A 25,481-nucleotide genomic window follows, 5' to 3' on the forward strand; every position below is an offset into this window, starting at 1 on the left:
CACTAAAAAAAAGTTTTTTTAGTATATAGATACAATGACTTCTTTTCTAGAGTTATACTACAGAATGACAGGATTGACAAGAAATAGTTGTTCAATAGATAGAAAATTTTGACAATTCGTTGCTCCGTGATTCTTTACTGAAATTTCAGGCTTAAATTGATCTGACAGCCGACGAAAGCAGGTGTTATGGATTCCTATTAAAAACCAATGGGAACAAATTCATTCCTACGATGATCCTTCCAAGAAATGCCTGGCTTTTTCAAGCAAATTTCTGGCTATTCTTTTGGCTGTCCGGCACAATGATGGATAGTTCGATCAGACCTGTTTTGAAGCGCTATTACTGTCGTTAGCAATCTTTATTCGACAGACCAATGGCAGGAACGATTGGTTAGATTGAATAAAAAAGAATGGAATATCATTCTCTGTGACTAATTCTTTCTTAGAAAAAAGTCAGTATAATAAAAACTAACAAAAAAGGAGTTGGAAAGATGAAAGTTTTAAAATTTCTGTCAAAATCAACCACCACACAGATGGTTATTGCGACAATCGGTGGGATGGTTTTTGGGGTACTAGCTGGCGCTTGGGCGGGAAACCTAAAGTTTATCGGGGACATTTTCATTCGATTGATTCAAATGTCGATCGTATTGTTGGTCATGACTTCCGTGATCTCTGCGATCGGTGAAATGGCTAGAGAGAAAGAAGCAAGTAAACTAGGCTTGAAAATGGGCATGAACACATTCAAATGGATCTTATTCTTTACATTTATTGCCGCAGGTCTAGGCTACTTCATGGCTGTTCTTATTCGTCCAGGTGAAGGGATGTCAACAGTGGAAACACTTGCAGTAGAAGCTCCGGAAGCATTGGGTTTCCAAGAGACGCTGACGAACTTTGTCTCAACGAATATTTTTCAAGCAATGGCTACTGCCGATATGATTCCGATCATTATATTCTCTGTTTTGTTCGGAGTAGGCTTGAATATTCTCGTTAAAAATACTGGAAGTACTCTTATTTTGGATGGGATCAAGGAAGTCAATGCGATTACCTTGAATGTGATCCAAGTGGTCATGAAAGTCGCGCCGATCGGTGTCTTTTGCTTATTGGCAAATGTGGCTGGAACGACGGGCTTGCAAATCATTTTCCCTATGATCCAGTATCTAGGTATTTTACTGGTAGGTGTGATTCTAATGATGGTCTTTATGGCGCTGGTCCTTGCGGCTCGTTGCCAGGTCAATCCACTTCTTTTACCTAAGAAATTTGTGGATATGTCAATCATGGCTTTAACAACAACCAGTTCAGCGATCACTTTCCCGACAGCTTTGAAGGATTGTATCGAAAAATTTGGCGTGCGCCGTGACGTGGCCAACTTTACTATGAGTGTTGGTATGACGATGGGGAGTGCAGGCGCAGCGATGTGTTATGTGGTCATGATCGTTTTCATGCAACAAAGTGCTGGCGTACAATTGGCACCACTTGAATTACTGATTGGTATCGGACTGGCTGTTATGTTGACGCTAGGAACGATCACTGTTCCCGGCAGTGCGGCAGTCGTGGCAACATTCTTAGGAACTTCATTGGGACTTCCATTGGAATCGATCGCGCTCTTGATTGGAGTAGACTGGTTTGCTGGAATGTTCAGAACCTTCTTGAATGTCAACAACGATGTCTTTGTCTCCGTCTTGGTTGCCAATAGTATCGATGCCTTTGACCGCGATATTTACAATGAGAAAAAAGCAGCATAAAGATTGAAGAAACTGTACCTGTTGAGGTGCAGTTTTTTTCGTCATTTGATTGCTCAGATAGTCTATAAGTACAAATATGCATTTGAATTTGTCTGATATAGACAATGCGAATCCTTTAGAAAACGGTTAGAATGAGAGAAGATAAAGGGAGAGTGACGGAATGGATCTAGAAAAAAACTTAGCAGAAGACATTGCATCTTTGTCACAAATCGGTAGTGACCCGACAGGCGGGATCACCAGATTGTTGTATACAGATGAGTGGATGGCAGCTCAAAAATTTGTAGAAAAAAGATTAACAGAAAACCAGATGGAGGTCTCCTTTGATGCAGTAGGCAATCTTTTTGGTCGCATTCAAGGATCGAAATATCCAGAAGAAACGATTCTCTCCGGTTCACACATCGATACGGTCGTCAATGGCGGACATTTGGACGGTCAATATGGGATCGTTGCGGCTTATGTGGCAATCAGCTACTTACTTGAAACTTATGGACAGCCTTTGCGTTCATTGGAAGTTATCTCGATGGCAGAAGAAGAAGGTAGCCGCTTTCCAACTGTTTTTTGGGGCAGTAAAAACTTCGTTCGAGAAGCGAAGCGTCAGGACGTAGAAGGTATTGCTGATTTTGCAGGGAAAGAATTTGTTTCTGAAATGCAACGTCAGGGATTTGATTTTCGTGACGAAAGTCAACCGAAACGAGAGGATATCAAGGCCTTTGTTGAGATCCATATCGAGCAAGGAAATGTTCTGGAAAATGAAGAGCTGTCAATCGGTGTGGTCAATAATATTGCTGGACAAAGACGCTATACGATCGTTCTAAAAGGCGAAGCCAACCATGCAGGAACGACACCAATGGGTTATCGAAAAGATGCCGTTTATGGCTTTTCCAAAATTTGTTCAGAGGTCATCGAGCGTGCCGTTGAGGCAGGAGATCCCTTAGTGGTGACTTTCGGTAAGGTAGAACCCAAACCAAATACGGTCAATGTTGTTCCCGGTGAGGTCTTGTTTACGATGGACTGTCGTCATACAGATGGAGAGCTGTTAAAAGCTTTTACGGAAGACGTGGAAAAATTGATTCATCAAGTAGCTGAGGATCACCAATTATCTGCAGAGATTGATCTATGGATGGATGAAGCACCAGTTCCAATGAATGAGTCGGTTGTTGCAGCCGTCGAAAAAGCAGCCCAAGCAGCCGAACTTCCTTATAAACTGATGCACAGTGGGGCCGGTCATGATTCTCAAATCATTGCGCCGCACTATCCGTCAGCGATGATTTTTGTGCCAAGTATCAAAGGAATCAGTCACAATCCAGCCGAAGCGACTGAGCAGGAGGATTTGATTGCAGGGGTCAAAGTATTGGCACATACTCTTTATGAATTGGCCTACAAAGAGTAGGTCGTCATAAGATAAGATCCTCTTCTGAAAAGCTGGCTTTGCCTCAACACGATGTCTAGTTGGACGCTTGGCAAAGTAGCAGCAACTGTCAAAAAATCGACAAAAGTATTTGAATAAAGAGTCTGAAAAGAATAAACTGAGAATAATTGAAAGAAATGAGGGACATGAGAGATGTTTTCAGAATTAGTGATACCAAACAGAACGATTATGACACCTGGACCGGTGGAAGCCAATCCGATTGCCTTGAAAGCAATGAGTTCCAGAGTTTTGGGTCAGTTTGATCCAGCCTTTCTAACGATCATGGATAATGTCAAAGAAATGATCAAACTGCCTTTTGGCACAAAAAACAAACATGCTTTTGCTGTAGACGGAACTTCTCGTTCAGGGCTTGAAGCAGCATTGATCGCTTTGATCGAACCAGGAGATAAAGTATTGATTCCGGCGTTTGGTCGGTTTGCTTACTTATTGGGAGAAATTTGTGAACGTGCAAAAGCAGAGATTATGTACTTGGAAAAAGACTGGACGTCAACCTTTGATCAACAAGAAGTGATCGAAGCGATCAAAGAATTTCAACCTAAAATCGTGGCAATGATCCACGGAGAAACAGCTAACGGACAAATGCAGCAATTGGATGAGATCGGTCCGTTTTGCCGAGCTAACGATATTTTCTTTGTCGTAGATATGGTTGCCACATACGGTGGTGTACCGATCGCTGTCGACGATTGGTGTGTCGATATTGCGATCGCCGGTACGCAAAAGTGTATCAGTGTTCCTTCTGGCTTGTCACTGATCACATACAATGATCGAGTAGAAGCCGTTTTAGACTCACGTTATCAAAAAGAGCTGGGCTTGAGTAAAGACGACCGTAACGAAAACCACATTTCCAGCAACTATCTGGATCTAAGTCAGCTTCAACGTTATTGGAGCGAGGAGCGTATCAACCATCACACTGAAGCAACAACGATGATCTACGGCGTGCATGAAGGCTTGCGTTCGATCATCAATGAAGGGTTGGAAAAAGTTTATGCTCGCCATCAGCAAAATGATCAGGCGATCGTGGCCGGGATCAAAGCGATGGGACTAGGATTTTACGGTGATTTGTCTACCAAAATGCCAACAGTGACACCAGTACTGATTCCTGAAGGGATCGACGGTGAAGCGGTACGTGAACTATTGTTGGATCAGTTTGGCGTGGAAATTGCTTCATCCTTTGGTGACTTAAAAGGGAAAGTTTGGCGTATCGGGAATATGGGTTACAGCAGCCGTCATGAGAACGTCTTGCATGTTCTCGCTGCCTTAGAAGGTGCCTTGTCTTTCTACGGTGCAGACATTAACCATGGACAAGCAATCAAAGCAGCCCTGGCTGTTTATCAAGCAAAATAACTTACTCGGGTGATCTAAACAGTCACCCGTATTATTTTAAACAAACGAGGTCAAAAGTAGTGGAAAAAAACAGAAACCAGTCAGGGATTCCTTACTGGAAACAAATTATTTTTATTTTAACAGCGGGCTGGGTCGTTATTTGGATCTATCGCGATACATTTCCGCCGATTTACCCTGTGATCAAAGCCTTTTTTGGCGGAGCGACAGATTCGCAGATTGGTAAAATCTCCAGCTCTTATTTTTTAGGTTATGCAGCTATGCAGATTCCTTCGGGGATTTTAGTGGATAAATTAGGAAGAAGAAAGATTCTGATTCCCGGTTTCATTCTATTTGGACTAGGCGCTTTGCTGGTTTCATCAGGCGAGACGCTGATGACGGTCTATCTGGGCAGTATCTTGGCGGGAATCGGCTGTGGGACCTATTATGGCGTCGCCTATTCTTTGACAACCGAATTTGTTCCACCAGAAAAACGCAGCATGGCGACCGCTATCGTGAATAGCGGGACGGCTTTAGGCTGCGGGATCGGTCTAATCTCCTCCAATTTACTGGTAGGTGGAGGGATTATTTCTTGGCAGACGATGTTCTATCTACCGATTGCTTTGATCCTTGTGATGCTAGTGGTCTTCTTCAAGTTTATTCGTCCAGAGGTGTTTAAAGGGGAGATCGATCCAGTCAAAGAAGTGACTCAAACAAAGATCAAAGATTTTTTCAAGCCACAGATGATTGCAGCTTATGTTCTTTATTTTGCTACGTTGTATACGTATTATTTGATTGATACTTGGCTGCCGAATTTTTTGGAAACAGAGAGAGGTATTCCTAGCAACACCGTTGGAACGATCTCTGCCTTAGTGTTCTTTGTGGCGATTCCTGGAGCCTTGATCTTTAGTCGTTTGGCAGATAAGATGCCTCACAGTAAGATTCGTCTGATCATTTTATTAGAACTTTTGGCAGCCGTGATCTTATTTGTGACTCTGAATGTGACGCATCCGGTTTTCTTGGTGGTTGGCTTTATCTCTTATGGTTTCTTCGGTAAACTGGCGGTGGAACCGATCATTATTTCTTGGTTGAGCCAATTCGCTCCAAGGCAAAACATTGCGACGACTTATGGAGTGTTCAATTTCTTTGGAATGTCCGCATCTGTGCTCGTTCCAACAGTGACAGGTTTCATTTCAGATAAGACCGGCTCAAAAGTCTATGGTTTCTATCTGGCGATCGCGATCATTCTTGTTGGAACACTAGTATTTTACCTAGTCAATCGTGCGATGGTGAAAAAAATCAAAATTGAAGAAATAGAAAAGTAGTGTGAGGAGCTTAAAAAGGTGATCCTGCACCCTCGCTTTTAGTAGAAGAGCTTCACTAAATATCAATCATCTCTTTCAGTCATTTTGTGCGAAAGCTACTTATGATTGAAAGAGATTATTTAGCGTAATGGAGAGCAGCGCTTACGTTGTCGTTGTGTCTAGAATCCAATATAAAGGATTCGTCAGATCAAAGGAGTCTTTCTATTTTTTAGAAATTTTTGTACATGAAAAGAAAACAGCAGTTGTCACGCGTTGAGTCTACAGAGGAGCTTAGGTAAAATCAACTGTAAGTTGTAACTAAAAAAGTTTTTCTCTGCTTTTTTAGAAGTAGAGAATGTTTTGCAACAATGCGGGATGTGTTATACTGTATAAGAATCTTTTTGTAAGGCTGAGGTCAGACTGCGATTTTTTGCCATTGTGTTGTATAATGGAAAAAGAGAACCAACAGTACAGTGGAACAGTGACAATACATACTTATAGAAGTAATGAATAGAATAGATTAGAGAGGTGAAAATTTTGAGTAAGATCAAAATTATCCCCCTAAGTGGTGTGCGTGAAAATGGAAAAAATATGTACATCGCTGAAGTGGGAGAGGATATATTTGTGCTAGACTGTGGTCTGCGCTATCCTGAAAATGAATTATTAGGAATCGATACAGTGATTCCTGACTTTACGTATCTAGAAGACAATGCAGACCGTGTGGCGGGAGTATTTTTAACTCATGGACATGCGGATGCGATCGGTGCACTGCCGTATTTTCTAGAAAAAATCCAAGTGCCTGTTTTTGGAACAGAATTGACGATTGAACTGGCTAAAATGGCTGTCCATCGTCACGAAGCAACCAAAAAATTCAAAGAATTCCATGTAATCGATGTGAAAACAGAAATTGAATTTGAATCGGCAACGGTCAGTTTCTTTGCAACAACGCATACCATTCCGGATTCTGTAGGGATCTGCTTGAAAACAACGGAAGGAAACATTGTTTATACCGGTGACTTCAAGTTTGACCAGGCAGCGATCCCCATGTATCAAACGGATTTTGGTCGTTTGGCTGAGATTGGAAAAGAGGGCGTGCTAGCCTTGTTGAGTACTTCCAGCAATGCGGAAAATCCTACAACAGTGGCATCAGAAGCCCAAATCGCTGAAGAAGTCTATGATACGATTCGTTATTGGGACGGGCGCATCATTGTGGCTTGTGTGGCAAGTAATCTACAGCGTGTTCAGCAAGTGATCAATGCGGCCTATCGTTCTAATCGTAAAATCGTTTTGACAGGTCAGGACTTTGGTCGCATCATTCGCACAGCAATGAAGCTAGGTAAATTGGAAATTCCCGATGAATCATTATTGATCACACAAAAAGAAATGAAAAATTGTGCAGATGAGGAACTGATCGTTTTAGAAACCGGACGCATGGGAGAACCTATCAAATCCTTGCAGCGCATGGCAAGTGGCGCCCATCGTACCCTTAAGATCAAAGAAGGGGATCTGGTTTATATCACTACCACGCCAACGATCGCTATGGAGACCTTTGTTGCGAAGACAGAGGACATCATTTATCGTGCAGGTGGAACGGTCAAAAATATTTCAGATAATCTGCGAGTTTCAGGACATGCAAGTCCCAATGATCTACAATTGATGCTCAACTTGATGAAGCCAAAATACTTTATCCCGATTCAAGGGGAATATCGTCTGATGGCTGCGCATGCGAACTTGGCACAGGAAGTTGGTTTGCCGTTGAATCACATCTTTATCCCGGCTCGCGGAGACATCTTGGAATATGATAAAGGTGAACTGACAGCAGCAGGCTCTGTCCCAGCAGACAATGTCATGGTTGATGGTATCGGCGTCGGTGACATTGGTAATATCGTATTGAAAGACCGCAAAGTATTGTCAGAGGATGGTATTTTTGTGGCGGTGGTGACGATTAATCGCCGAGAAAAGCGCATCGTTTCCAAAGCACAGATTACTTCTCGTGGTTTTGTCTATGTCAAAGCTAGCCGTGATTTGATTCGCGAAGGCGGCGAGATGGTCGAAAAAATTGTTGACAAGCATTTGCATCAAGACGATTTTGAGTGGAGTAAATTAAAACAGGATATTCGGGAACAATTGAGTCGCTATTTGTTTGAACAAACGAAGAGACGTCCGGTTATTTTACCTGTTATCATGGAATCCAGCAAAAGAAATAGAAGAAGATAAAGACATGGGAAGAGACTCTAACAAGTAGTTTCTTCCTATTTTTTTTCGAAGTTAAAAATTATGAAATCAGTAGCACTCGTGTTATTCAATCTCTCCAAATTTGGCACAAAGGATTGTGCCAAACCTCTATATAGAAATGTTTGAAAACCCTGTCAAATTGAACTACACTAAGGGTGTAAAAGAAAACGCATTTATTTATTTATTGGAAGGAGAGAAATGAAATGGCTACAGAGAAAAAAGGATTCAAAGCCAAAGTTCAGCGTTTGGGAAGCTATCTTAGTGGGATGGTTATGCCAAACATTGGCGCATTTATTGCGTGGGGTGTTATTACAGCGTTATTTATTGGAACAGGTTGGTTGCCAAACGAACAACTAGCGTCACTAGTTGACCCAATGATCAAGTACTTATTACCATTATTAATCGGTTATACAGGTGGACATATGGTTCACGGACAACGCGGAGCAGTTGTTGGGGCAATCGCAACAATGGGGGTTATCGTCGGAGCGGACGTACCAATGTTTATCGGTGCAATGATGATGGGTCCATTAGGTGGCTGGGTCATCAAGAAATTTGATGACATGTTTAGCGACAAGGTTCGTGCTGGATTTGAAATGTTGGTCAATAACTTTTCAGCTGGACTACTTGGATTTGCATTAGCTGTCTTAGGATTTTATGCGATCGGACCAGTTGTTGCCTCATTGACAACAATGATGGGAAATGGTGTAGAGGCGATCGTCAATGCGAACTTACTTCCACTGGCAAATGTCTTTATTGAACCAGCAAAAATCTTATTCTTGAACAATGCGATCAACCATGGTATTTTGACACCACTAGGAGCAGAACAGTCTCTAGCAACTGGTAAATCGATCTTGTTCTTACTAGAAGCAAACCCTGGACCAGGTTTGGGTGTCTTGTTAGCCTTCACTTTGTTCGGTAAAGGTTCAGCAAAATCTTCTGCACCAGGTGCAATCATTATCCAGTTTTTAGGTGGGATCCATGAAATTTACTTCCCATATGTTATGATGAAACCAGCTCTATTCTTAGCAGTTATCGGAGGCGGTATCTCAGGTACTTTCTTCTTCCAACTACTAGGCGCTGGTCTACAGGCAGCCGCTTCACCAGGTTCAATCATTGCTATCTTAGGAATGACACCTAGAGGAGCCTACCTACCAGTAATTGCTGGGGTCTTAGCCGGAGCAGTCGTTTCCTTCTTGATCGCGATGGTTATTTTGAAATCTGACCGTTCAGTAGAAGAAATCGATGAATTCGCTGAAACACAGGCAGCCGTTGCAGCAGACAAAGCAGCCAGCAAAGGACAAGCTACAGCAGTTTCTACAGACGAAGTTGCTTATGGAAAAATCAACAGCATCATCTTTGCTTGTGACGCAGGAATGGGTTCAAGTGCGATGGGTGCATCGGTTCTAAGAAATATGATCAAAAAAGCAGGGGTCGATGTTCCTGTGACAAACTCAGCGATCAACAACTTGAAAGACGATCCGAATACACTGGTCGTTACTCAGGTCGAATTGGTTGAACGTGCCCGACAAAAAGCACCATCTTCAGAGTTTGTGACAGTTGAAAACTTCATGAATAGCCCAAGCTATGATGAGATCGTTAAACGAATGAAAGAAGAAAACTAGCGTTCCGGGAACAACCTACTCGCTAATTGACTTGAAACGGGATAGCTAGAAAGCAGTGGGGGAGACTCACTGCTTTTACCCGTTTATATTGGAGGTGAAATCACTTGTATTTCTCCAATCGTGAGAAACAAATACTAAAACTCTTGATTGAGTATAAGGAGGGGGTCACGCAGTCCGAACTGCAGGATCTTCTGCAAATCAGTAAACGGACCTTGTATCGCGAGATGTCGAGTATCGAAAAAAGCTTAAAAACCTTTGAAGTCCAGCTAGTCAAACCGAGAGGGAAAGGCTATCGATTGATCGGTGAAGACGAGCAGTTGGCAGAAATCAAAAAACTTGTACAGGATAAAGAAAGTGTTCCTTTGGATAATATCCAAAGACAAAGTGCTCTTGCTGCCAGTTTGCTGTTGGCTGATGAAGAGCAAACGGTCGAAGGATTAGCGGTCGACTTCGAGGTCAGTTCCAGTACGATCCATGCAGACCTGCAAATCGTTGAAGAAAGCTTAAAAGAATACTCTCTGCAGTTAGAACGTCGCAAAGCACGAGGGATCATTATTATTGGCGGAGAATACGAGCGTCGTCAAATTTTGGGAAATATGATCTACAGCGGTGTTAGTGAGTACGAGTTTTTCAGTTACCTTTCACATTTGTCAGAAAGTCACCTGCAGCCGCCTAACAATTTTTTCTTAAACCTTATTACACCTAGTTCTTTCTATTTTGCTAAAAAAATTATTTTGGAAAAATTGAAAGAGTTGTTTTTGGAAGTGACTGACAATCAGGTACAGCAAGTAGTCACAGTCTTGGCGTTATCGATCGACCGCGTAAAATCTGGTTATTTTCTAGAGATGAAAGGGAGTCATCCTCGGGCATCTTCTGGAGAGCTAAAGCTATCTAGTCAGATCATGTCAGAGATCAAAAAAGAAACTGGATTGATGATGCCGAAAGAAGAGTATCTGTTTTTTGCACGTCAACTAGAGGGTGTCAATTACAAGAAGCCGCAAAACATTTTTCTGGAAAGTTTTGATGTGGAACTGTCTTATCAGGTCCGAGAGCTGATAAGAATGGTCTCGAAGAAAACCGAAGGAGATTTTCGGGTGGATGATACTCTTTACTACGATCTGCTGACACATCTTTCCGCGGCTTTCAAACGGATGGGAAATATGGTCCAGTTCTCCAATAATCCTTTGCTGGAAAAAGTGCTCACTGAATACCAGCAACTAACGAAAGCGATTCAGGAATCGTTACATACGCTGTTTCCCGAGGAGCATTTTTCTCATGATGAGTTGGCGTATATCGTGATCCATTTTGCTGCTTCACTTGAAAGAAATCCAGGTAAAAAAGCAGTCTCGACCTTGGTCTTGTGTTCAAGTGGAATCGGTACAGCACGGATTTTGGAAAGTCGTTTGAAAAAATACATTCCTGAGATCGATCATATCAAAATCGTTAAACTGTCTCAGATGAACCATTTGGATTTTAAAGAGTATGATTTGATTCTTTCTACGATTTTTCTGCCGGATTTTGCTTTGCCTTACAAATTGATCTCACCGCTGTTATTGGATGATGAGATCCGCAAGATCAAACAGGAAATTCGTGAAAAACGCTTCGAATCGAAAACAATTGTACCGAAACTGGTCGCTAAAGAATCAGAGGGCTCCTTTGAGCAAGTTTATGAGATCATGAAGGTGGGGAATGATCTGCTGACACAATTTGATGTCAAAGCTGTGCAAACGGGAAAGACACTGAAAGATACACTTGATACGGTCATCGATGAGCTAGAAGGGGTTATTGTCGAAGATGTGAAAGAAGTCAGCAGACTGGTACTAGAAAGACATCAAACAGCGCCGATTGGGATCCCCAATACGAATTTTGCCTTATTTCACAGTGCGAATTCCTATGTGAAACGACCTTATTTTGGGATTTTTGATCTTAGCCGTACGATGCCGATCATGGGAATGGATCGTAAACCGATGGCGTTGACGCGCATGTTGCTGATGCTGGCACCGGAACCGATGAATCTTGCAGAAGAACAACTGTTAGGATTGATCAGTGCGTCAGTCATTGAAAGTGATTTGAATATGGAAATTTATCAAAATGAGTCTAAGGAAATCATCTATGAATTGATCAGTGCTCTTTTTGTCAATAAAATAAGAGAGATCGAGGATGTTACTACTTAAGTAAAATGTAAATCAACGAAACATTTTTCATTTTTTATACGAATGAGGGGGAAGAATCATGGAACTACAAAAAAATATGATTTTATTGAATCAAACATTTGGAACGAAAGAAGAGGCGATACGTGAAAGCGGGCGTTTGCTTGTGGAGGCGGGCTGTGTAGACGAAGCCTATGTGGATGCGATGATTGAACGAAATGAAATGGTCTCAACCTATATGGGTAACTTCATTGCGATTCCTCACGGTACAGACGAAGCCAAAAAATTTGTGAAGAAGAGTGGGATCTCGATCATTCAGGTTCCTCAAGGGGTCGATTTCAGTACAGCAGGAGAAGACGAAGAAAAATTAGCGATGGTCGTTTTTGGGATCGCTGGAATTGATAATGAACATTTAGATATTCTGCAAAAAATCGCGATTTTCTGTTCAGATGTCGATAATGTAGTGAAATTAGTCGATGCCACTTCTGTAGAAGAAATCATTGCATCGCTTGAGGAGGCAGAATAAAGATGAAAGCAGTACATTTTGGTGCCGGAAATATCGGCCGTGGATTTATTGGTGAGATTTTGTTCAACAACGGTTTTTCGATTGATTTTGTAGATATTAATACCACGATCATTGATGCGTTAAAAGAAAGAAATGCCTATGAGATTGAGCTTGCCAGTGAAGGAAAAGAACGAATTGCGGTAAGTAATGTCAATGGTTTAAACAATCAAACAGAGCCAGAAGCAGTCATCGAAGCAATTATTGCAGCTGATGTAGTGACTACTGCAATCGGACCAAATATCTTACCTTTTATTGCCGAATTGATTGCCAAAGGTATTCAAAAACGCCGTGAAGCAAAGGTAGAACAACCTTTAGATGTGATTGCATGTGAGAATATGATTGGCGGTAGTCAGTTTTTACTTTCTAAAGTTCAGGGATTTCTAGCGGAAGAAGATACACCGTATGTAGAGAAGTACGTAGGCTTTCCAAATGCGGCAGTTGACCGAATTGTTCCGATCCAACATCATGATGATCCATTGTTTGTCTCTGTAGAGCCTTTCAGTGAGTGGTTGGTTGACGAAACCCAATGTAAAAATACAGATATTCGTCTAGATGGTGTCGGTTATGTAGCCGATTTAGAGCCTTATATCGAACGTAAGCTATTCTCGGTGAACACGGGTCATGCAACTACTGCCTATACTGGAAGTTTTTATGGGTATCAAACGATTGGCGAAGCGATCCAAGATGAGCGAGTGTTAAATCAGCTTCAGGAAGTTTTGCAAGAAACAGGCGCATTGTTGATTGCCAAATGGGATTTTGATGCAGAAGCTCATGATAAGTATATCCACAAAATCATTGATCGTTTTGCGAATTCTTATATTTCCGATGATATCTCACGTGTAGCGCGTACGCCAATCCGCAAACTAGGCTTTGATGAACGTTTTATCCGTCCGATTCGTGAAGCAAAAGAAAGAGACTTGTCTTACAAACATCTTTTAGAGGTTGTAGCAATGATTCTACAATACAATGATCCAGAAGATGCAGAAAGCGTAGAATTACAAAAACGTTTAGCAGAAGAGTCTTTAGAAACGGTGGTTCGAAGCGTAACTAGTTTAGAAGACGAAGAAATTTTAGCAGAAATCCAAGATTTATTGGCTTAAAATAGCATAGAAACAGGGAAGATTCTTCTCTTAAATTTTTGATATACTTAGGTATAGGAAATTTGAGAGAGAATCTTTTGTTTTGTAAGAGATTAATAAGAATCGAAAAGAGGCAATAGAGATGATTGTGGATTTCAAAAAATTTATAAAGAGCAATATCTTCCTAAAAAAGTACCTACAGTGATCGAGATGCCTGCTGTGAATTATTTGGCGGTTCGTGGCAAAGGCAATCCCAATCAAGTGGATGGAGAGTACCAACAGTCGATTGAATTATTGTATAGTGTGGCTTACAAGTTAAAAATGAGTTATAGAAGCGACTATCAAATAGAGGGCTTCTTTCAGTATGTTGTCCCGCCGCTAGAAGGCTTTTGGTGGATCGATGATTTGCATGGTATGGATGTTACACGCAAAGAAGAATTGAATTTTATTTCTCTCTTGCGCTTACCTGATTTTATTCATGAAAAAGATGTGCAATGGGTGAGAACAGAAGTGGAGAAAAAGAAGAAAAAAGACTACTCAAAAGTAGAATTTTATAGATATGATGAAGGTTTGTGTGTCCAGTGTATGCATATTGGTTCCTATGATAGCGAAGGTGAGACAACCGAAAAAATGGCGTTTTTTGCAGGGGAAATTGGTTATGATTTAGACATCAACGACATTCGTTTTCATCATGAAATCTATATTTCCGATCCGAGAAAAACCGCCTTGGACAAACTGAAAATTGTTTTACGGCATCCGATCAAGCTGAAAGATTCGACCGACAAACACTAAAAATAGGGTGAGATATGCAGGAGAGTAGTTATTTTCTATTTTCCTGCATTTGAACTTTCTAGTGCTGAATGGTAACTAGGAACCCCATTGTAGAATATATTTTAGTATACTCGCTCTGACAATCTTGCATTAGTCGAAAAAAGGTGTTAAAATTGGTGTATACCAAAAATCACCAAAGGGGAGAATTTTTCATGAAGATTATTCGTGTAAAAAATGCTGACGAAGGCGGAAAAAAAGCATTTGAGATTATTAAAGAAGATATTGAGAGTGGCGCAAAGACATTCGGCTTAGCAACCGGCAGTACGCCAGAAACCATGTATAGTTATATGGTGGCGAGTGATTTAGATTTTTCAGATAAAATCTCGATCAATTTAGATGAATACGTTGGACTAAGCGGGGAAGATGATCAAAGCTACCGTCACTTTATGAACGAACACCTATTCAATAAAAAACCATTCAAAGAAACTTTCGTACCAAACGGACAGGCAGAAGATCTGCAGGCTGAATGTAGACACTACGACGAGATCATTGCTGAAAATCCCATTGATATCCAAGTGTTAGGAATCGGTCAAAACGGTCATATTGGTTTTAACGAGCCGGGAACACCATTTGATGCAACCACACAAGTCGTGGGATTGACAGAATCAACGATCAATGCCAATAAGCGTTACTTTGAAAAAGCAGAGGATGTCCCAACTCATGCCTTGTCGATGGGGATTGCTTCGATCATGAAGAGTAAAAAAATCATTCTGATGGCTTTTGGAGAAGTCAAAGCAGCCGCGGTCAACGCAATGCTCAACGGTGAAGTGACCACAGATTTACCGGCAAGCATTCTGCAAAAACATGACGATGTTGTCGTTATCGTAGATGAAGCTGCAGCCAGCAAATTATAATCATTCACACGCATACAGTAACGGAGATTTCGTTACTGTATGTTTTTTTTATGTTCTGCTTCTTTGGATCAAATCATTTCTCAGTCGCTTTTAAATGAAAATCGCTACACTGCACAACGAAGTCTGCTTCTGTCGACCGTGAGACCAACTTGAGCCTGAAGTCTCAAGTTTGCCAAGCTTCAAACTAGGACTAATCGCTCAAGCGACCAGTCCCAGTAATTCACATTGGCTCTTTGACACGGTGACAACGCAGCCTTGTTGCTTCGTTGCGCTAAATATAAAGGGCATTGTACTCTTACTCTATTCATTAAAGAGCTCTTTTCTTGAGGGAGAGTACTTATAGTCATAATTGAAAGAACCTTAGCGTAACGAAGAGAAAGGCTTGCGTTGTCGCCGTGTTCAGAATTCAATGTGAATTAGTCTCAGTTGCCAATTTATTGGTTACTGAGATTTTGAAGCTTGAAAGTCGGGAGACGACAGGCTCACGATGGTTCCACGGCTGACTTGAAGCAAGACATTCTTGCAGTGAAGCGTTATTAGAGAATGTTGTCTTACTTATTTGAAAACTGCATCACGGGGGAAACAGTTCCCTCCTAAGAACAAGAAGGCTATAGAACTTTTTGCAACGTTTACTTCGTTCAGATCCTTGACCTAGTTTACGCAGCAAAAGCAAGACTTCCTTGTTTTTTTATCTGTTATTATCTGTTACAATGTATGTGTTATACTGTATCAACTTTTGGAAGGATAAATAAGCAGAAGTAAAGGAGAGGAGTATTTTTAAATGAAGGTTACGTATCATGGACATTCAGTTCTTTCTGTAGTATTGGAGGATGGTACGAGATTGTTGTTCGATCCGTTCATTTCTGAGAATCCTGTTGCTGATATCAAAGCGGAAGATGTTGAAACAGACTATATTTTAGTGACTCATGGACACAGTGACCACGTTGGAGACATGATCGAGATCGCAAAGAAGAACGAGGCGACGATCATCAGTATTGTAGAAATCTGTCAATATGCTGAAAAAAAGCAAGTGCAAAAAACCCATGGTCTAAATATTGGAGGCGTCTTCGATTTTCCTTTTGGTCGCGTAAAATTGACCCATGCGCAGCACAGCTCCGGCTATGAGGAGAATGGCGAGATGATCTACATGGGTGAACCTGCAGGTATTTTGTTGCAGGCAGAAGGAAAAACGATCTACCATGCAGGTGATACAGCAGATTTCAGCGATTTGGCTTTATTGGGGGAAGATTATCAAATTGATCTTGCTTTCCTACCAATAGGAGATAATTTTACGATGGGACCGAAAGAGGCGGCTCGAGCAGCTAAGCGCTTGAAGCCTAAGCAAGCAATACCGATCCATTACAATACTTTTGAATTGATACAACAGGATCCCACTGATTTTACCCGTGAATTACCAGGTGTCGGAAGGATCATGGAAATTGGAGAGACGATTGAGGTGTAAAAGAGAATGGCAACAAAACATGATTTGATATTAGCCCATATTGAGAGTTTGCCGGTTGGCGAGCGGATCTCTGTTCGAGGAATCGCAAAAGATTTAGAAGTCAGTGAAGGAACGGCTTATCGAGCGATCAAAGACGCCGAGAATATTGGGTTAGTATCGACGATCCAGCGTGTAGGAACGATTAGGATCGAACGAAAATTAAAGAAACACATCGAAAAACTAACCTTTGGTGAAGTGGTTCAGATCATCGAAGGAGACGTTCTAGGTGGTTCCTCCGGTTTGGAAAAGGATTTGAATAAGTTTGTTATCGGGGCGATGAAGGAAAATGCGATCGAGCGTTACATCACACCGGGTTCTTTGATGATCGTCGGAAACCGTGAAAATGTGCAAAAATTGGCTCTTCAGCAGGGAGCGGCGGTACTGATCACAGGAGGTTTTGATACTTCTGTTGAGATCCAGGAACTGGCAGATGAACTTTCTTTACCGATCTTGCGAACCACCTACGACACATTTACAGTAGCGACAATGATCAACCGTGCCTTGAGTGATCAGCTAATCAAAAAAGATATTCTTTTAGTTAGTGATATCTATATGCCGTTAGAAAAAACGAAATATTTGTCTATTGCAGAGACGGTCAAGGATTACAATCGCTTGTCTGAGGATACGGAGCATTCTCGTTTCCCTGTGGTAAACCGTAACATGCGTGTCGTGGGAATCGTTACAGCCAAAGATATTTTGGAAAAAACGAGTAATCAGCTGATCGAACGAGTGATGACGAAAGACCCTCGGATGGTCAAAAGAGAGATGAGTGTCGCTTCGGTTAGTCATCAGATGATCTGGGACGGTTTGGAAGTGATGCCAGTAGTCGCAGATGATTTGTCGCTTTTAGGTATTGTGACTCGTCAAGATGTGATGAAGGCGATGCAGCTGGTACAAAGACAGCCTCAAGTCTCAGACACGATTTCTGATCAGATTACCGGGCAAGTCCAGCTGATTGATCAGGATTTTGAAGGAAACAAATTGGAACAGCCACATTTCCGATTCACGGTCTCGCCACAAATGGTCGATGAGTTGGGGACGATTTCTTTTGGTGCGCTCAATGAAGTGATCGCCAATACGACAAAGCGAACGATGATCGCCAATCAAAGACGAAATACTTGGATCGAACAAGTCAATCTGCATTATTTCCGTTTGATCCAGTTGGAAAGCGAGATCATCTTACAGCCCAAAATCTTAGAACTTGGGCGACGTTCAGCTAAACTGGATATTGAGATTTTTATTGAGAATTCTCTTGTCGGTAAAGCGATCGTTGTGTGTCAAGTAATGGAGAGACCTTGATAAGAAAGGGAATTATATGAGTGTACAAGCAGATATTTTAACAGCAATCAAACACTATGAAACAATTATTATCCACCGACATTTACGTCCAGATCCGGATGCTATCGGTTCACAGGTCGGTTTAGCCGAGCTGTTGCGTAAAAGTTTTCCTGAAAAAACGATTTATCAAGTCGGTGGACCAGTGGAAGGTCTGGATTATTTGGCAGAGATGCAGGAGATTCCAACAGAGACCTATCAGGGAGCGTTGGTGATCGTGACCGATACGGCCAACTCACCAAGAATCAGTGATTCTCGCTACGATCAAGGAGACAAATTGATCAAGATCGATCATCACCCCAACGATGAACCTTATGGGGATCTGGTTTGGGTAGAGACGAAGGCTAGTAGTTGCAGTGAGATGATTGCCGATTTTTGGCAGATGTTTCCTGAAGAATTGAAGATGCACGAAGAAGCTGCTCGCTTATTATATGGTGGAATTGTCGGCGATACGGGACGTTTCCTGTATCCTGCAACAAGCGCCCATACATTGGAAATCGCTGCTAAATTGTTGGATTTTGGCTTTGATGCAGCAAAATTGAATCGACAGATTGATCAAATTTCAAGGAAAGTGGCGCTTTTGTCAGGCTATCTTTTCCAAAATTTGGAGATCGATGAAAACGGTGCGGCACGAATTATTTTGACAAGTGAACGTATGGCTGAATTTGGTTTGAAGGACTCTGAGACAGCAGGGATCGTTTCGGTTCCTGGCGTGATCGAGGATGTGCTGGCGTGGGCGATTTTTGTTCAGCAGCCAGAAGGTTATTATCGAGTACGCCTACGTTCTAAAGGTCCAGTGATCAATGAGTTGGCGAAACAGCACCATGGAGGCGGTCATCCACTAGCCAGCGGTGCAAATGCTAAAGATTTGGCAGAAGTAGAAGAAATTTATGATCAGATCAAACGATTGTGCAAGGAATTCGAATAATACAAGAAACAGAGCTGTCGAAATTTTATGGTCTTCGGTGAGAAGTCTATAATATAGTATAGTAAAACCCCCTCTGAACGTCTTCTGACGATCAGAGGGGGTTTTACTGTGAATTTCTACTATTCGCTAAACGAAGTAAGCGCAGCTCTTCTTTGTTTAGCCGTAGAGAACTGTACCAGAATAGATCATGGAGCTAATAAAAAGCAGCAATGCAATCAGTCCACCAATTCTGCGAATATGCTGATTCATCAGAGGTGTCCGATATTTATTGACGATATGGACGGGCGCCCATAAAAAGCTCAAGAAAAGAACAGCTCCTGTAATGAAAATCAAAAATTGAGTATCCATTAATTCAGCAGTGACAATTGTTTGTGTGGTTGTCCCAATGAATTGGATTCGATCGATAAAGAGTAAAAGGAACCATCCAATCAAAAAGACCAAAGAATCCATGCTCAACCAAAACATTTCTTTTTTTGTACGTGGTGCACTACAGATCTTCAAATGAGCAGAATGACGGATAAAGTATTTGATAAACAGATAACTTAGTCCGATGACTAACCCAAACAATAGATATTTTATACTGTAGAAAAACGTGTAGGTCTCATGAAGAAACAACTGATTCTTTTGTAAAAGAAAACGAAGTAGAAAAAGAGCAAAGAGATTGACGAACAACGTATTTAATAAAAAAATCACCCATTTGTTTTGTCCATGTGGCTTATTTGAACAACGAACCTCTAAGCCCGTTATCATCGAACCAACAAGAAAAAAATTCAAAAACATCATGTTTATCCTTCCTATCCAATCCTGTAAATCATTTATCAGTGATACTGTTTTATGCAAATAGAAGTTGATTATATCAATTTTTTTCGAATTGTACAGAAAACATTTTTAAAATGAGAAGAGAATAAGAAAAAACAAAAAAATGATGAGGAATAGTCTGGAGGTAAATTTGTCATTTTTTAAATCTGAAAAATGATAAGAAAATCAGAATTCTATGATCGAGTCTACAAGGAGTCGGTTTAGTTAAAGAGAACGATCGGTTAAGTCAATCTTTTTTGAAAAAAGATTCAAAATATGGCAACAATTCAGAGAAAATCTGTTAAGATAGATGAAATGAAAAAAAGGAGAGAAACCGATGAGTTTTAAAGCACTAAGTCAGCATATCAACTTAGAGACAGTAAAATCGATCTCTAAACTGACCGAAGAAGAAGCTGCACAAAAAGCAGCACGCGACAAGGAATTAAAAGCAGTGATGGAGGGACAAGATTCTCGCTTCTTATTGGTTATTGGACCTTGTTCAGCTGACAATGAGGCAGCTGTTTTAGAATATGCACACAGATTGGCCAAGCTACAAGAAGAAGTAAAAGACAAAATTTTTATCGTTCAACGGGTCTACACGAACAAACCTCGTACCAATGGTGATGGCTACAAAGGCTTGCTACATCAGCAGGATCCTTCTGGAGAAATCAATCTTGTTCGTGGCATGGTGGCAGTCCGTAAGCTCCATAAACGAGTGTTGACTGAAACTGGATTGACCACAGCGGATGAAATGCTGTATCCAGAGAATTTGGAGTTTATCGAAGATCTGGTAAGCTATCACGCAGTAGGTGCCCGCTCTGTTGAAGATCAACAGCATCGATTTGTTGCCAGTGGGATCGATCATCCAGCCGGATTGAAAAATCCGACAAGCGGGAATCTGAATGTCTTGTTCAACGCATTGTACGCAGCGCAGCAAAAACAAGAATTGATGTACAATGGTGTCGAGGTAGAAACCAGTTCAAATCCGTTGGCCCATGTGATCCTACGAGGTGCACTGACTGAGACGGGTGGTGTCGTCCCAAATTATCATTATGAAGATCTATTGCGGACGATAGCTGCATATCAAAAAGGCAATTATAAAAATCCATTCATCATGGTTGATACCAACCATGACAATTCAGGTAAGAAATACAATGAACAGATCCGTATCGTACAAGAAGTACTGACAAACCGTAAGTGGAATGAAGAAATCAGAAAATATGTCCGTGGCTTTATGATTGAAAGCTATTTGGAAGATGGCCGTCAAGAACCAGGAGGAGAAGTGTTTGGTCAATCGATCACGGATCCTTGTATCGGCTGGGAAAAAACGGAAGAATTGGTTCGCTATATCGCAGAGAATGTTTAATAATCACAAAACTGTCCTTTTACTAACGAAGGGACAGTTTTTTTGAAATGGATTTTCCTAATAATTCCTAATAGGTGTAACTATTTTCAATGTTTATCCTCTTTGTTGTGGAAATTAATTGAAAATAGTTACCTTTCGTATATAATTGTATATGAAAAAAAAGGAAAAGAGGGGTTCTATGAAAGAATTGATTAGGAAAAACAAGGAATTTGTCGGTTTGGTGGGAATCACGGCAATTGTCTCGACGGTGACAGCACTTATTGCGCCAGTGATGATCCAGCAAATGAACCAAAGAGAAGAGTTGTCTTTTGATTTTCTACCCTATATTTTTGCGGCCATGCTGCTGTCTCTCGTGATTCAAATTGCTATCACCGTCTATAAAGAAAATTATGCTGCTAAATTCAATACCCAGTATTTGTTTTCACTGATTCAAAAAATGACGAAAATGACCTACGATTCCTATGTGCAGTTAGAACCGACGTATTTGATCAATCGTATTTTTACGGCTGTCGATGCACTGTATTTGTTTTTAATCACAAGTTTTAGTACAGTCGTCAAGGCGATCTTCATCCTTATTTTTGGATTAGGGATTGTCCTGACGATCTCAAAAAGTCTTGTGTGGTTCATGCTTGTGTTGATTCCGCTGAATCTTCTTGGGTTTCGCTACATCAACAAAAGCTTACATACTCGTATGGAAGCTATGCAGAAGAGCTCTGCCGTGGCGAATAAAAATTTGATCGTGACCCTCACCAATAGTGAGGCGGTCAAAGCAGGGATGTCCGATGATGTATTGGAGTATCTATTACAGAAAGAAATTGGTTTGAAATTTGATGCTTTGGCGGCGACCAATAAATTTGCACAAAGTACCAGCAGTGTTATCGCTTTTGTCAATCAAAGCTTTCAAACCTTTGTATATATATGGACAAGCATCCAAATTGCCAATGGTGAACTACCTATCGCTCATTTGGTTCTCTTAAGTATCATCCTGCCTTTGTTTTTTGCTTCTTTGAGTGAATTGTCAAAGGTCAACATCGACATGAATGCTCTGACGATCGCTAATCAGTTTATCCGTAGTGAGCTAGATGGCAATCGGGAACATGAGGGAAAACAGCAACTTTCTTCGATCGATACGATCACTCTGGAGCAACCGACTTTTCAAAGAGGGGAACAGACTTATGGCTATAGCATCAGTGAAACATTGTCGAAAAACGACATTGTCTATCTTTCTGGAAAATCAGGAAGTGGCAAATCTTCACTTTTGAAACTCCTGCTAAAGTTTTATCCTGGAACTGGCATTGAGATCAACGGCTTGCCGATCGCAGAGTTGCAAAATAGCAGCCTGAGAAATAAAATTGCCTATCTGTCTCAGGACGCAACCATTTTAACCACGACCATCGAAAAAAATATCACTCATGGCAAGTCATTGTCAGTTGAACAGAAAAAACGGATCGAGGATTCAGGTATTCTGGATCCGGTTCTTGAAACTAAAAGCTGGGACACCTTACTGATCGAAAACGGCAATAATTTGTCTGGCGGTGAGAGGCAGCGGATCGCGGTTGCTCGGCTCTTCGTATCAGAAGCGGAGGTCTATTTACTGGATGAAAGTACGAGTAGTATTGATGAGGAATCTGCCAAAGCAATTTTTGAAACCGTACTGAAATTGGCAGAAAATAAAATTCTGATCTTCACTTCTCACGACAAGCGAAATCAGCAATATGCCAACAAACAAATCACTGTTTAAGTTATCTGAATTTTCTGATTCTAAAAAGCTTATTGATTTCTTTTTTAGGCACTTTCCTTTACACTAAAAGTAACGATAAAGGAGGAGTGTCTGATGAGATGGGCCATCAAACAAGAGAATTTGGATAAATTCAAAGCACAGCATGGCGCTCCTGATAGCGTAGTTGGATATGCAGATGAGCACAAGCTACTTGCGATACCGATGCCTAAAATGTATGTTGTTTTGATCGATGAGACGGATGTCTTACTTGTTCAGCTGACAATGAATATGGAAGAGAAAGCACTAATGAAAATTCCGATCAAAAGTATTCAGTCAGTCAAAATAAGTGGTGTAGCAGTCAAAAAAGTGGGGATTACGACTGATTCGGGTAAAGTTAGTTTAGCAGTTAAGCCCCTTGCAGTCGGAATTCAACCGGCGCAAAAACAATTATTGAATAAATTGAAGGAATTAGGCACAGCCTAATGTTTGAAAAGTGAGACAATTCTAAGGGAAACAGTGGATTTATAACAATTTAGTAAGAATTTTAAAGAAAGATAGTTCTTTTCTGCACAAATGAGTACAATGGTCTCGAAAACAAAAATACCTTTTTTATCAGAAGGAAATGGAGCGAGAACAGTGCAAAAAATGGATTTGAAGATGCAGATTGCTTTAGGATTTTTAGGAATGTTGACGATTTATTCACTGCCATTATTTTCCCTATTTTTAGGAGCGATTTTTGTCGGATATTTGAATTTCAAACAAGAAAGAGTTTAAAAAAGCTGAAAGAATTTGTTGAACAGACATCTTCTTTCAGTTTTTTGTCTGTTATACTATAGAAAAAAGGAGGCAAAGAGATGAAATTTGCATTGATCTCTTCCTGGCATGTCCATACCAAAGGCTTTGTAAAAAGATTATTGGCGAAAGAAGCGGAATGTGTCTATGTCTGGGATTTTGATGAAGAACGTGGAGAGGAAGCAGCTCGTACATACGGGGGAACTTTTGAATCAGATTACCGCAGAATCTTGGCGGATGAGCAAGTAGAAGCGGTGATTATTGAAGCACCGACGACGATGCACAAAGAATTGATCGTTTTGGCAGCAAAAGCCAAAAAACACATTTTTAGTGACAAGGCATTGGCATTGAGTACTGCCGACTGTTTGGAGATCGAACAGGCAGTCTTGGAAAACGGCGTGAAATTCATGCTTTCACTGGAGTCTTTAGCGGTCAATACCTATCAGTATGCCTTGAACTGGGTCAAAGAAGGTCATGCAGGGGAAATCACGACCGCTTATTTCCGTCGTTCGCATGGGGCTGTATTGTTGCAGAACCTGCCAGATTACTGGTTTGATAAAAGCCAATCTGGTGGCGGAGTCACGCTTGATTTAGGTTGTCACGGTTTTGCTTTATTGCCATTGTTTTGTGGAAAACCTAAAAAAGTCAGCTGCTTGATGAATGAAGCTTACGGTAGTGGTGTAGATGAACGTTCAACAACGATCATTGAATTTGAATCCGGTTGTATTGGTACAGCAACGACGGCATTCATTGGACCAACCTTAGATAATTATCTGGAGATCGTTGGTACGCAGGGCTCCATTCAGGTTGTCGGTAATGAACATGAACATCAGGCGATTTTTGTCCAAAGCAATCTAAAGGAAGAGTACCGCTTTAAAACACAGATCCCTTCTGAAGAGATCTCTAAAGTCAATCCTTTTCCGATCGAAGAGTTCGTGGATCTGTTGAAAGATCCTGAGAAGCAATCCTATCCTCAATATGATCTAGAAACAGCTAAGCAATTGACACGGCTAATCGAATGCGCCTATGAATCTGCGGAAACAGGGAAAGTAGTCACGTATTAACTAAGCATTTTGAATAAATCTAAAAGAGAGCCTCACTAGTTGAACATTTAGGTCAACTAGTGAGGCTCTCTTTGATTGCAATATTTTATTAAGCGTCCAGTAGGTCAGACATGCTGTAAAATCCAGCTGATTGGTCAGCTAGGAAGACACCAGCTTTTAATGCGCCGTTAGCGAAAATATCGCGAGACAGGGCAGTATGCTTTAATTCGATGATTTCATCATCACCAGCATAGATCACAGTATGTTCTCCAGGGATCGTTCCACCACGAACAGCGTGAATACCCATCTCACTCAATTTGTTTTCATTGTCATTCCCTGAACGACCAAAGATATAGTCTTTTTTCTCAGAACAAGCATCATTGATACTGTCAGCCAAAAGTAAAGCAGTTCCACTTGGCGCATCTTTTTTCTGATTGTGATGCTTTTCAATGATTTCGATATTGAAATCATTCTCTAAAGCAGGTGTGATCGATTGCAATGCTTTGACTAAGACGTTGATACCTAGAGACATATTTGCTGAATAAAAGACGGGAATCGTTTCAGAAGCTTTCTTCAACAATTCTTTCGTGTCATCCTCTAAACCAGTCGTAGCAACCACGACTGGCAGCTTTTTCTCTGAGGCAAAAGCTACTAGATCAGGGACAGCTGTATAGTGAGAGAAATCGATCATCACATCAGCTGCTTCTGTTACTTCTTGAGCCGTTTGATAAACGGGGAAATCAGGATTTTCAGTTGGTACATGATCGATGCCGGCAACTACTGTCAGTTCAGGATTGGCCTTGATCGATTTTTGCAAAACCTGACCCATTCGACCATTACAGCCGCTAAGGATAATTCGTTTCATGTAGG

Annotated in this window: 21 protein-coding genes; 19 read left to right on the forward strand and 2 right to left on the reverse strand. The window is 41.1% G+C overall.

The window, feature by feature from the left end; all coding sequences use genetic code 11:
• The first annotated feature begins 488 nt into the window (after positions 1-488).
• From ACWODM_RS09550 to ACWODM_RS09615, 14 genes are all read left to right on the forward strand, one after another.
• Positions 489-1,739, forward strand: a complete 1,251-nt coding sequence (locus ACWODM_RS09550) for a dicarboxylate/amino acid:cation symporter (protein ID WP_455321156.1) — start codon at positions 489-491, stop codon at positions 1,737-1,739.
• A gap of 160 nt (positions 1,740-1,899) precedes the next feature.
• A complete protein-coding gene (gene allC / locus ACWODM_RS09555) occupies positions 1,900-3,129 on the forward strand; it encodes an allantoate deiminase (RefSeq protein ID WP_455321157.1) in 1,230 nt (409 codons plus the stop codon).
• A 171-nt stretch (positions 3,130-3,300) separates the two neighbouring features.
• Positions 3,301-4,512, forward strand: a complete 1,212-nt coding sequence (locus ACWODM_RS09560; protein WP_455321158.1) for a pyridoxal-phosphate-dependent aminotransferase family protein — start codon at positions 3,301-3,303, stop codon at positions 4,510-4,512.
• A gap of 59 nt (positions 4,513-4,571) precedes the next feature.
• A complete protein-coding gene (locus ACWODM_RS09565; protein ID WP_455321159.1) occupies positions 4,572-5,813 on the forward strand; it encodes an MFS transporter in 1,242 nt (413 codons plus the stop codon).
• 516 nt (positions 5,814-6,329) lie between these two features.
• Positions 6,330-8,009 carry a ribonuclease J gene (locus tag ACWODM_RS09570; RefSeq protein WP_455321160.1) on the forward strand — a complete coding sequence of 560 codons (1,680 nt, stop codon included), beginning with the start codon at positions 6,330-6,332 and terminating at the stop codon, positions 8,007-8,009.
• 221 nt (positions 8,010-8,230) lie between these two features.
• On the forward strand, positions 8,231-9,649 hold the full coding sequence (locus ACWODM_RS09575) for a PTS mannitol transporter subunit IICB (RefSeq protein WP_455321161.1): 1,419 nt from the start codon (positions 8,231-8,233) through the stop codon (positions 9,647-9,649).
• A gap of 104 nt (positions 9,650-9,753) precedes the next feature.
• Positions 9,754-11,823 carry a BglG family transcription antiterminator gene (locus tag ACWODM_RS09580; protein WP_455321162.1) on the forward strand — a complete coding sequence of 690 codons (2,070 nt, stop codon included), beginning with the start codon at positions 9,754-9,756 and terminating at the stop codon, positions 11,821-11,823.
• A 58-nt stretch (positions 11,824-11,881) separates the two neighbouring features.
• The gene (locus ACWODM_RS09585) at positions 11,882-12,325 is read left to right on the forward strand and encodes a PTS sugar transporter subunit IIA (protein WP_455321163.1); all 444 of its coding nucleotides are present in this window, start codon (positions 11,882-11,884) and stop codon (positions 12,323-12,325) included.
• A gap of 2 nt (positions 12,326-12,327) precedes the next feature.
• Positions 12,328-13,464, forward strand: a complete 1,137-nt coding sequence (locus ACWODM_RS09590) for a mannitol-1-phosphate 5-dehydrogenase (protein ID WP_455321164.1) — start codon at positions 12,328-12,330, stop codon at positions 13,462-13,464.
• 189 nt (positions 13,465-13,653) lie between these two features.
• Positions 13,654-14,235 carry a GyrI-like domain-containing protein gene (locus ACWODM_RS09595; RefSeq protein WP_455321196.1) on the forward strand — a complete coding sequence of 194 codons (582 nt, stop codon included), beginning with the start codon at positions 13,654-13,656 and terminating at the stop codon, positions 14,233-14,235.
• A gap of 191 nt (positions 14,236-14,426) precedes the next feature.
• Positions 14,427-15,128 (forward strand): glucosamine-6-phosphate deaminase, encoded by a 702-nt coding sequence (gene nagB / locus ACWODM_RS09600; RefSeq protein WP_455321165.1) that lies wholly within the window; start codon positions 14,427-14,429, stop codon positions 15,126-15,128.
• 781 nt (positions 15,129-15,909) lie between these two features.
• On the forward strand, positions 15,910-16,590 hold the full coding sequence (locus ACWODM_RS09605; protein WP_455321166.1) for a metal-dependent hydrolase: 681 nt from the start codon (positions 15,910-15,912) through the stop codon (positions 16,588-16,590).
• A 6-nt stretch (positions 16,591-16,596) separates the two neighbouring features.
• Positions 16,597-17,928 (forward strand): DRTGG domain-containing protein, encoded by a 1,332-nt coding sequence (locus tag ACWODM_RS09610; RefSeq protein WP_455321167.1) that lies wholly within the window; start codon positions 16,597-16,599, stop codon positions 17,926-17,928.
• A 16-nt stretch (positions 17,929-17,944) separates the two neighbouring features.
• Complete coding sequence (locus ACWODM_RS09615; RefSeq protein ID WP_455321168.1) at positions 17,945-18,892, forward strand: DHH family phosphoesterase; 948 nt, start codon at positions 17,945-17,947, stop codon at positions 18,890-18,892.
• Between the two features lie 156 nt (positions 18,893-19,048).
• Here ACWODM_RS09615 and ACWODM_RS09620 read toward each other — a convergent pair whose 3' ends face one another.
• Positions 19,049-19,675, reverse strand: a complete 627-nt coding sequence (locus ACWODM_RS09620; RefSeq protein WP_455321169.1) for a hypothetical protein — start codon at positions 19,673-19,675, stop codon at positions 19,049-19,051.
• 352 nt (positions 19,676-20,027) lie between these two features.
• Between ACWODM_RS09620 and ACWODM_RS09625 the strand changes: the two genes are divergently transcribed.
• The 5 genes from ACWODM_RS09625 to ACWODM_RS09645 all read left to right on the forward strand — a co-directional run bounded on the left by ACWODM_RS09625 (position 20,028) and on the right by ACWODM_RS09645 (position 24,632).
• A complete protein-coding gene (locus ACWODM_RS09625; RefSeq protein ID WP_455321170.1) occupies positions 20,028-21,056 on the forward strand; it encodes a 3-deoxy-7-phosphoheptulonate synthase in 1,029 nt (342 codons plus the stop codon).
• Between the two features lie 178 nt (positions 21,057-21,234).
• Positions 21,235-22,797, forward strand: a complete 1,563-nt coding sequence (locus tag ACWODM_RS09630) for an ATP-binding cassette domain-containing protein (RefSeq protein WP_455321171.1) — start codon at positions 21,235-21,237, stop codon at positions 22,795-22,797.
• Between the two features lie 93 nt (positions 22,798-22,890).
• Positions 22,891-23,259 carry a hypothetical protein gene (locus ACWODM_RS09635; RefSeq protein ID WP_455321172.1) on the forward strand — a complete coding sequence of 123 codons (369 nt, stop codon included), beginning with the start codon at positions 22,891-22,893 and terminating at the stop codon, positions 23,257-23,259.
• A 153-nt stretch (positions 23,260-23,412) separates the two neighbouring features.
• Entirely contained in the window at positions 23,413-23,550 is a 138-nt protein-coding gene (locus ACWODM_RS09640) for a hypothetical protein (RefSeq protein ID WP_455321173.1), read from the forward strand.
• Between the two features lie 80 nt (positions 23,551-23,630).
• A complete protein-coding gene (locus ACWODM_RS09645) occupies positions 23,631-24,632 on the forward strand; it encodes a Gfo/Idh/MocA family protein (protein WP_455321174.1) in 1,002 nt (333 codons plus the stop codon).
• An 88-nt stretch (positions 24,633-24,720) separates the two neighbouring features.
• Here the strand turns inward: ACWODM_RS09645 and dapB are convergent, their stop codons facing one another.
• The gene (gene dapB / locus ACWODM_RS09650; protein WP_455321175.1) at positions 24,721-25,476 is read right to left on the reverse strand and encodes a 4-hydroxy-tetrahydrodipicolinate reductase; all 756 of its coding nucleotides are present in this window, start codon (positions 25,474-25,476) and stop codon (positions 24,721-24,723) included.
• Positions 25,477-25,481: the final 5 nt, after the last annotated feature.

It is taken from the genome of Enterococcus olivae, assembly GCF_053760925.1.

Excerpts from the sequence above, each read along its gene's own strand:
- ACWODM_RS09550 (WP_455321156.1), top strand. The coding sequence starts at position 489 with ATGAAAGTTTTAAAATTTCTGTCAAAATCAACCACCACACAGATGGTT.
- allC (WP_455321157.1), top strand. The coding sequence starts at position 1,900 with ATGGATCTAGAAAAAAACTTAGCAGAAGACATTGCATCTTTGTCACAA.
- ACWODM_RS09560 (WP_455321158.1), top strand. The coding sequence starts at position 3,301 with ATGTTTTCAGAATTAGTGATACCAAACAGAACGATTATGACACCTGGA.
- ACWODM_RS09575 (WP_455321161.1), top strand. The coding sequence starts at position 8,231 with ATGGCTACAGAGAAAAAAGGATTCAAAGCCAAAGTTCAGCGTTTGGGA.
- ACWODM_RS09585 (WP_455321163.1), top strand. The coding sequence starts at position 11,882 with ATGGAACTACAAAAAAATATGATTTTATTGAATCAAACATTTGGAACG.
- ACWODM_RS09590 (WP_455321164.1), top strand. The coding sequence starts at position 12,328 with ATGAAAGCAGTACATTTTGGTGCCGGAAATATCGGCCGTGGATTTATT.
- ACWODM_RS09595 (WP_455321196.1), top strand. The coding sequence starts at position 13,654 with ATGCCTGCTGTGAATTATTTGGCGGTTCGTGGCAAAGGCAATCCCAAT.
- nagB (WP_455321165.1), top strand. The coding sequence starts at position 14,427 with ATGAAGATTATTCGTGTAAAAAATGCTGACGAAGGCGGAAAAAAAGCA.
- ACWODM_RS09605 (WP_455321166.1), top strand. The coding sequence starts at position 15,910 with ATGAAGGTTACGTATCATGGACATTCAGTTCTTTCTGTAGTATTGGAG.
- ACWODM_RS09610 (WP_455321167.1), top strand. The coding sequence starts at position 16,597 with ATGGCAACAAAACATGATTTGATATTAGCCCATATTGAGAGTTTGCCG.
- ACWODM_RS09615 (WP_455321168.1), top strand. The coding sequence starts at position 17,945 with ATGAGTGTACAAGCAGATATTTTAACAGCAATCAAACACTATGAAACA.
- ACWODM_RS09620 (WP_455321169.1), bottom strand. The coding sequence starts at position 19,675 with ATGATGTTTTTGAATTTTTTTCTTGTTGGTTCGATGATAACGGGCTTA.
- ACWODM_RS09625 (WP_455321170.1), top strand. The coding sequence starts at position 20,028 with ATGAGTTTTAAAGCACTAAGTCAGCATATCAACTTAGAGACAGTAAAA.
- ACWODM_RS09630 (WP_455321171.1), top strand. The coding sequence starts at position 21,235 with ATGAAAGAATTGATTAGGAAAAACAAGGAATTTGTCGGTTTGGTGGGA.
- ACWODM_RS09635 (WP_455321172.1), top strand. The coding sequence starts at position 22,891 with ATGAGATGGGCCATCAAACAAGAGAATTTGGATAAATTCAAAGCACAG.
- ACWODM_RS09645 (WP_455321174.1), top strand. The coding sequence starts at position 23,631 with ATGAAATTTGCATTGATCTCTTCCTGGCATGTCCATACCAAAGGCTTT.
- dapB (WP_455321175.1), bottom strand. The coding sequence starts at position 25,476 with ATGAAACGAATTATCCTTAGCGGCTGTAATGGTCGAATGGGTCAGGTT.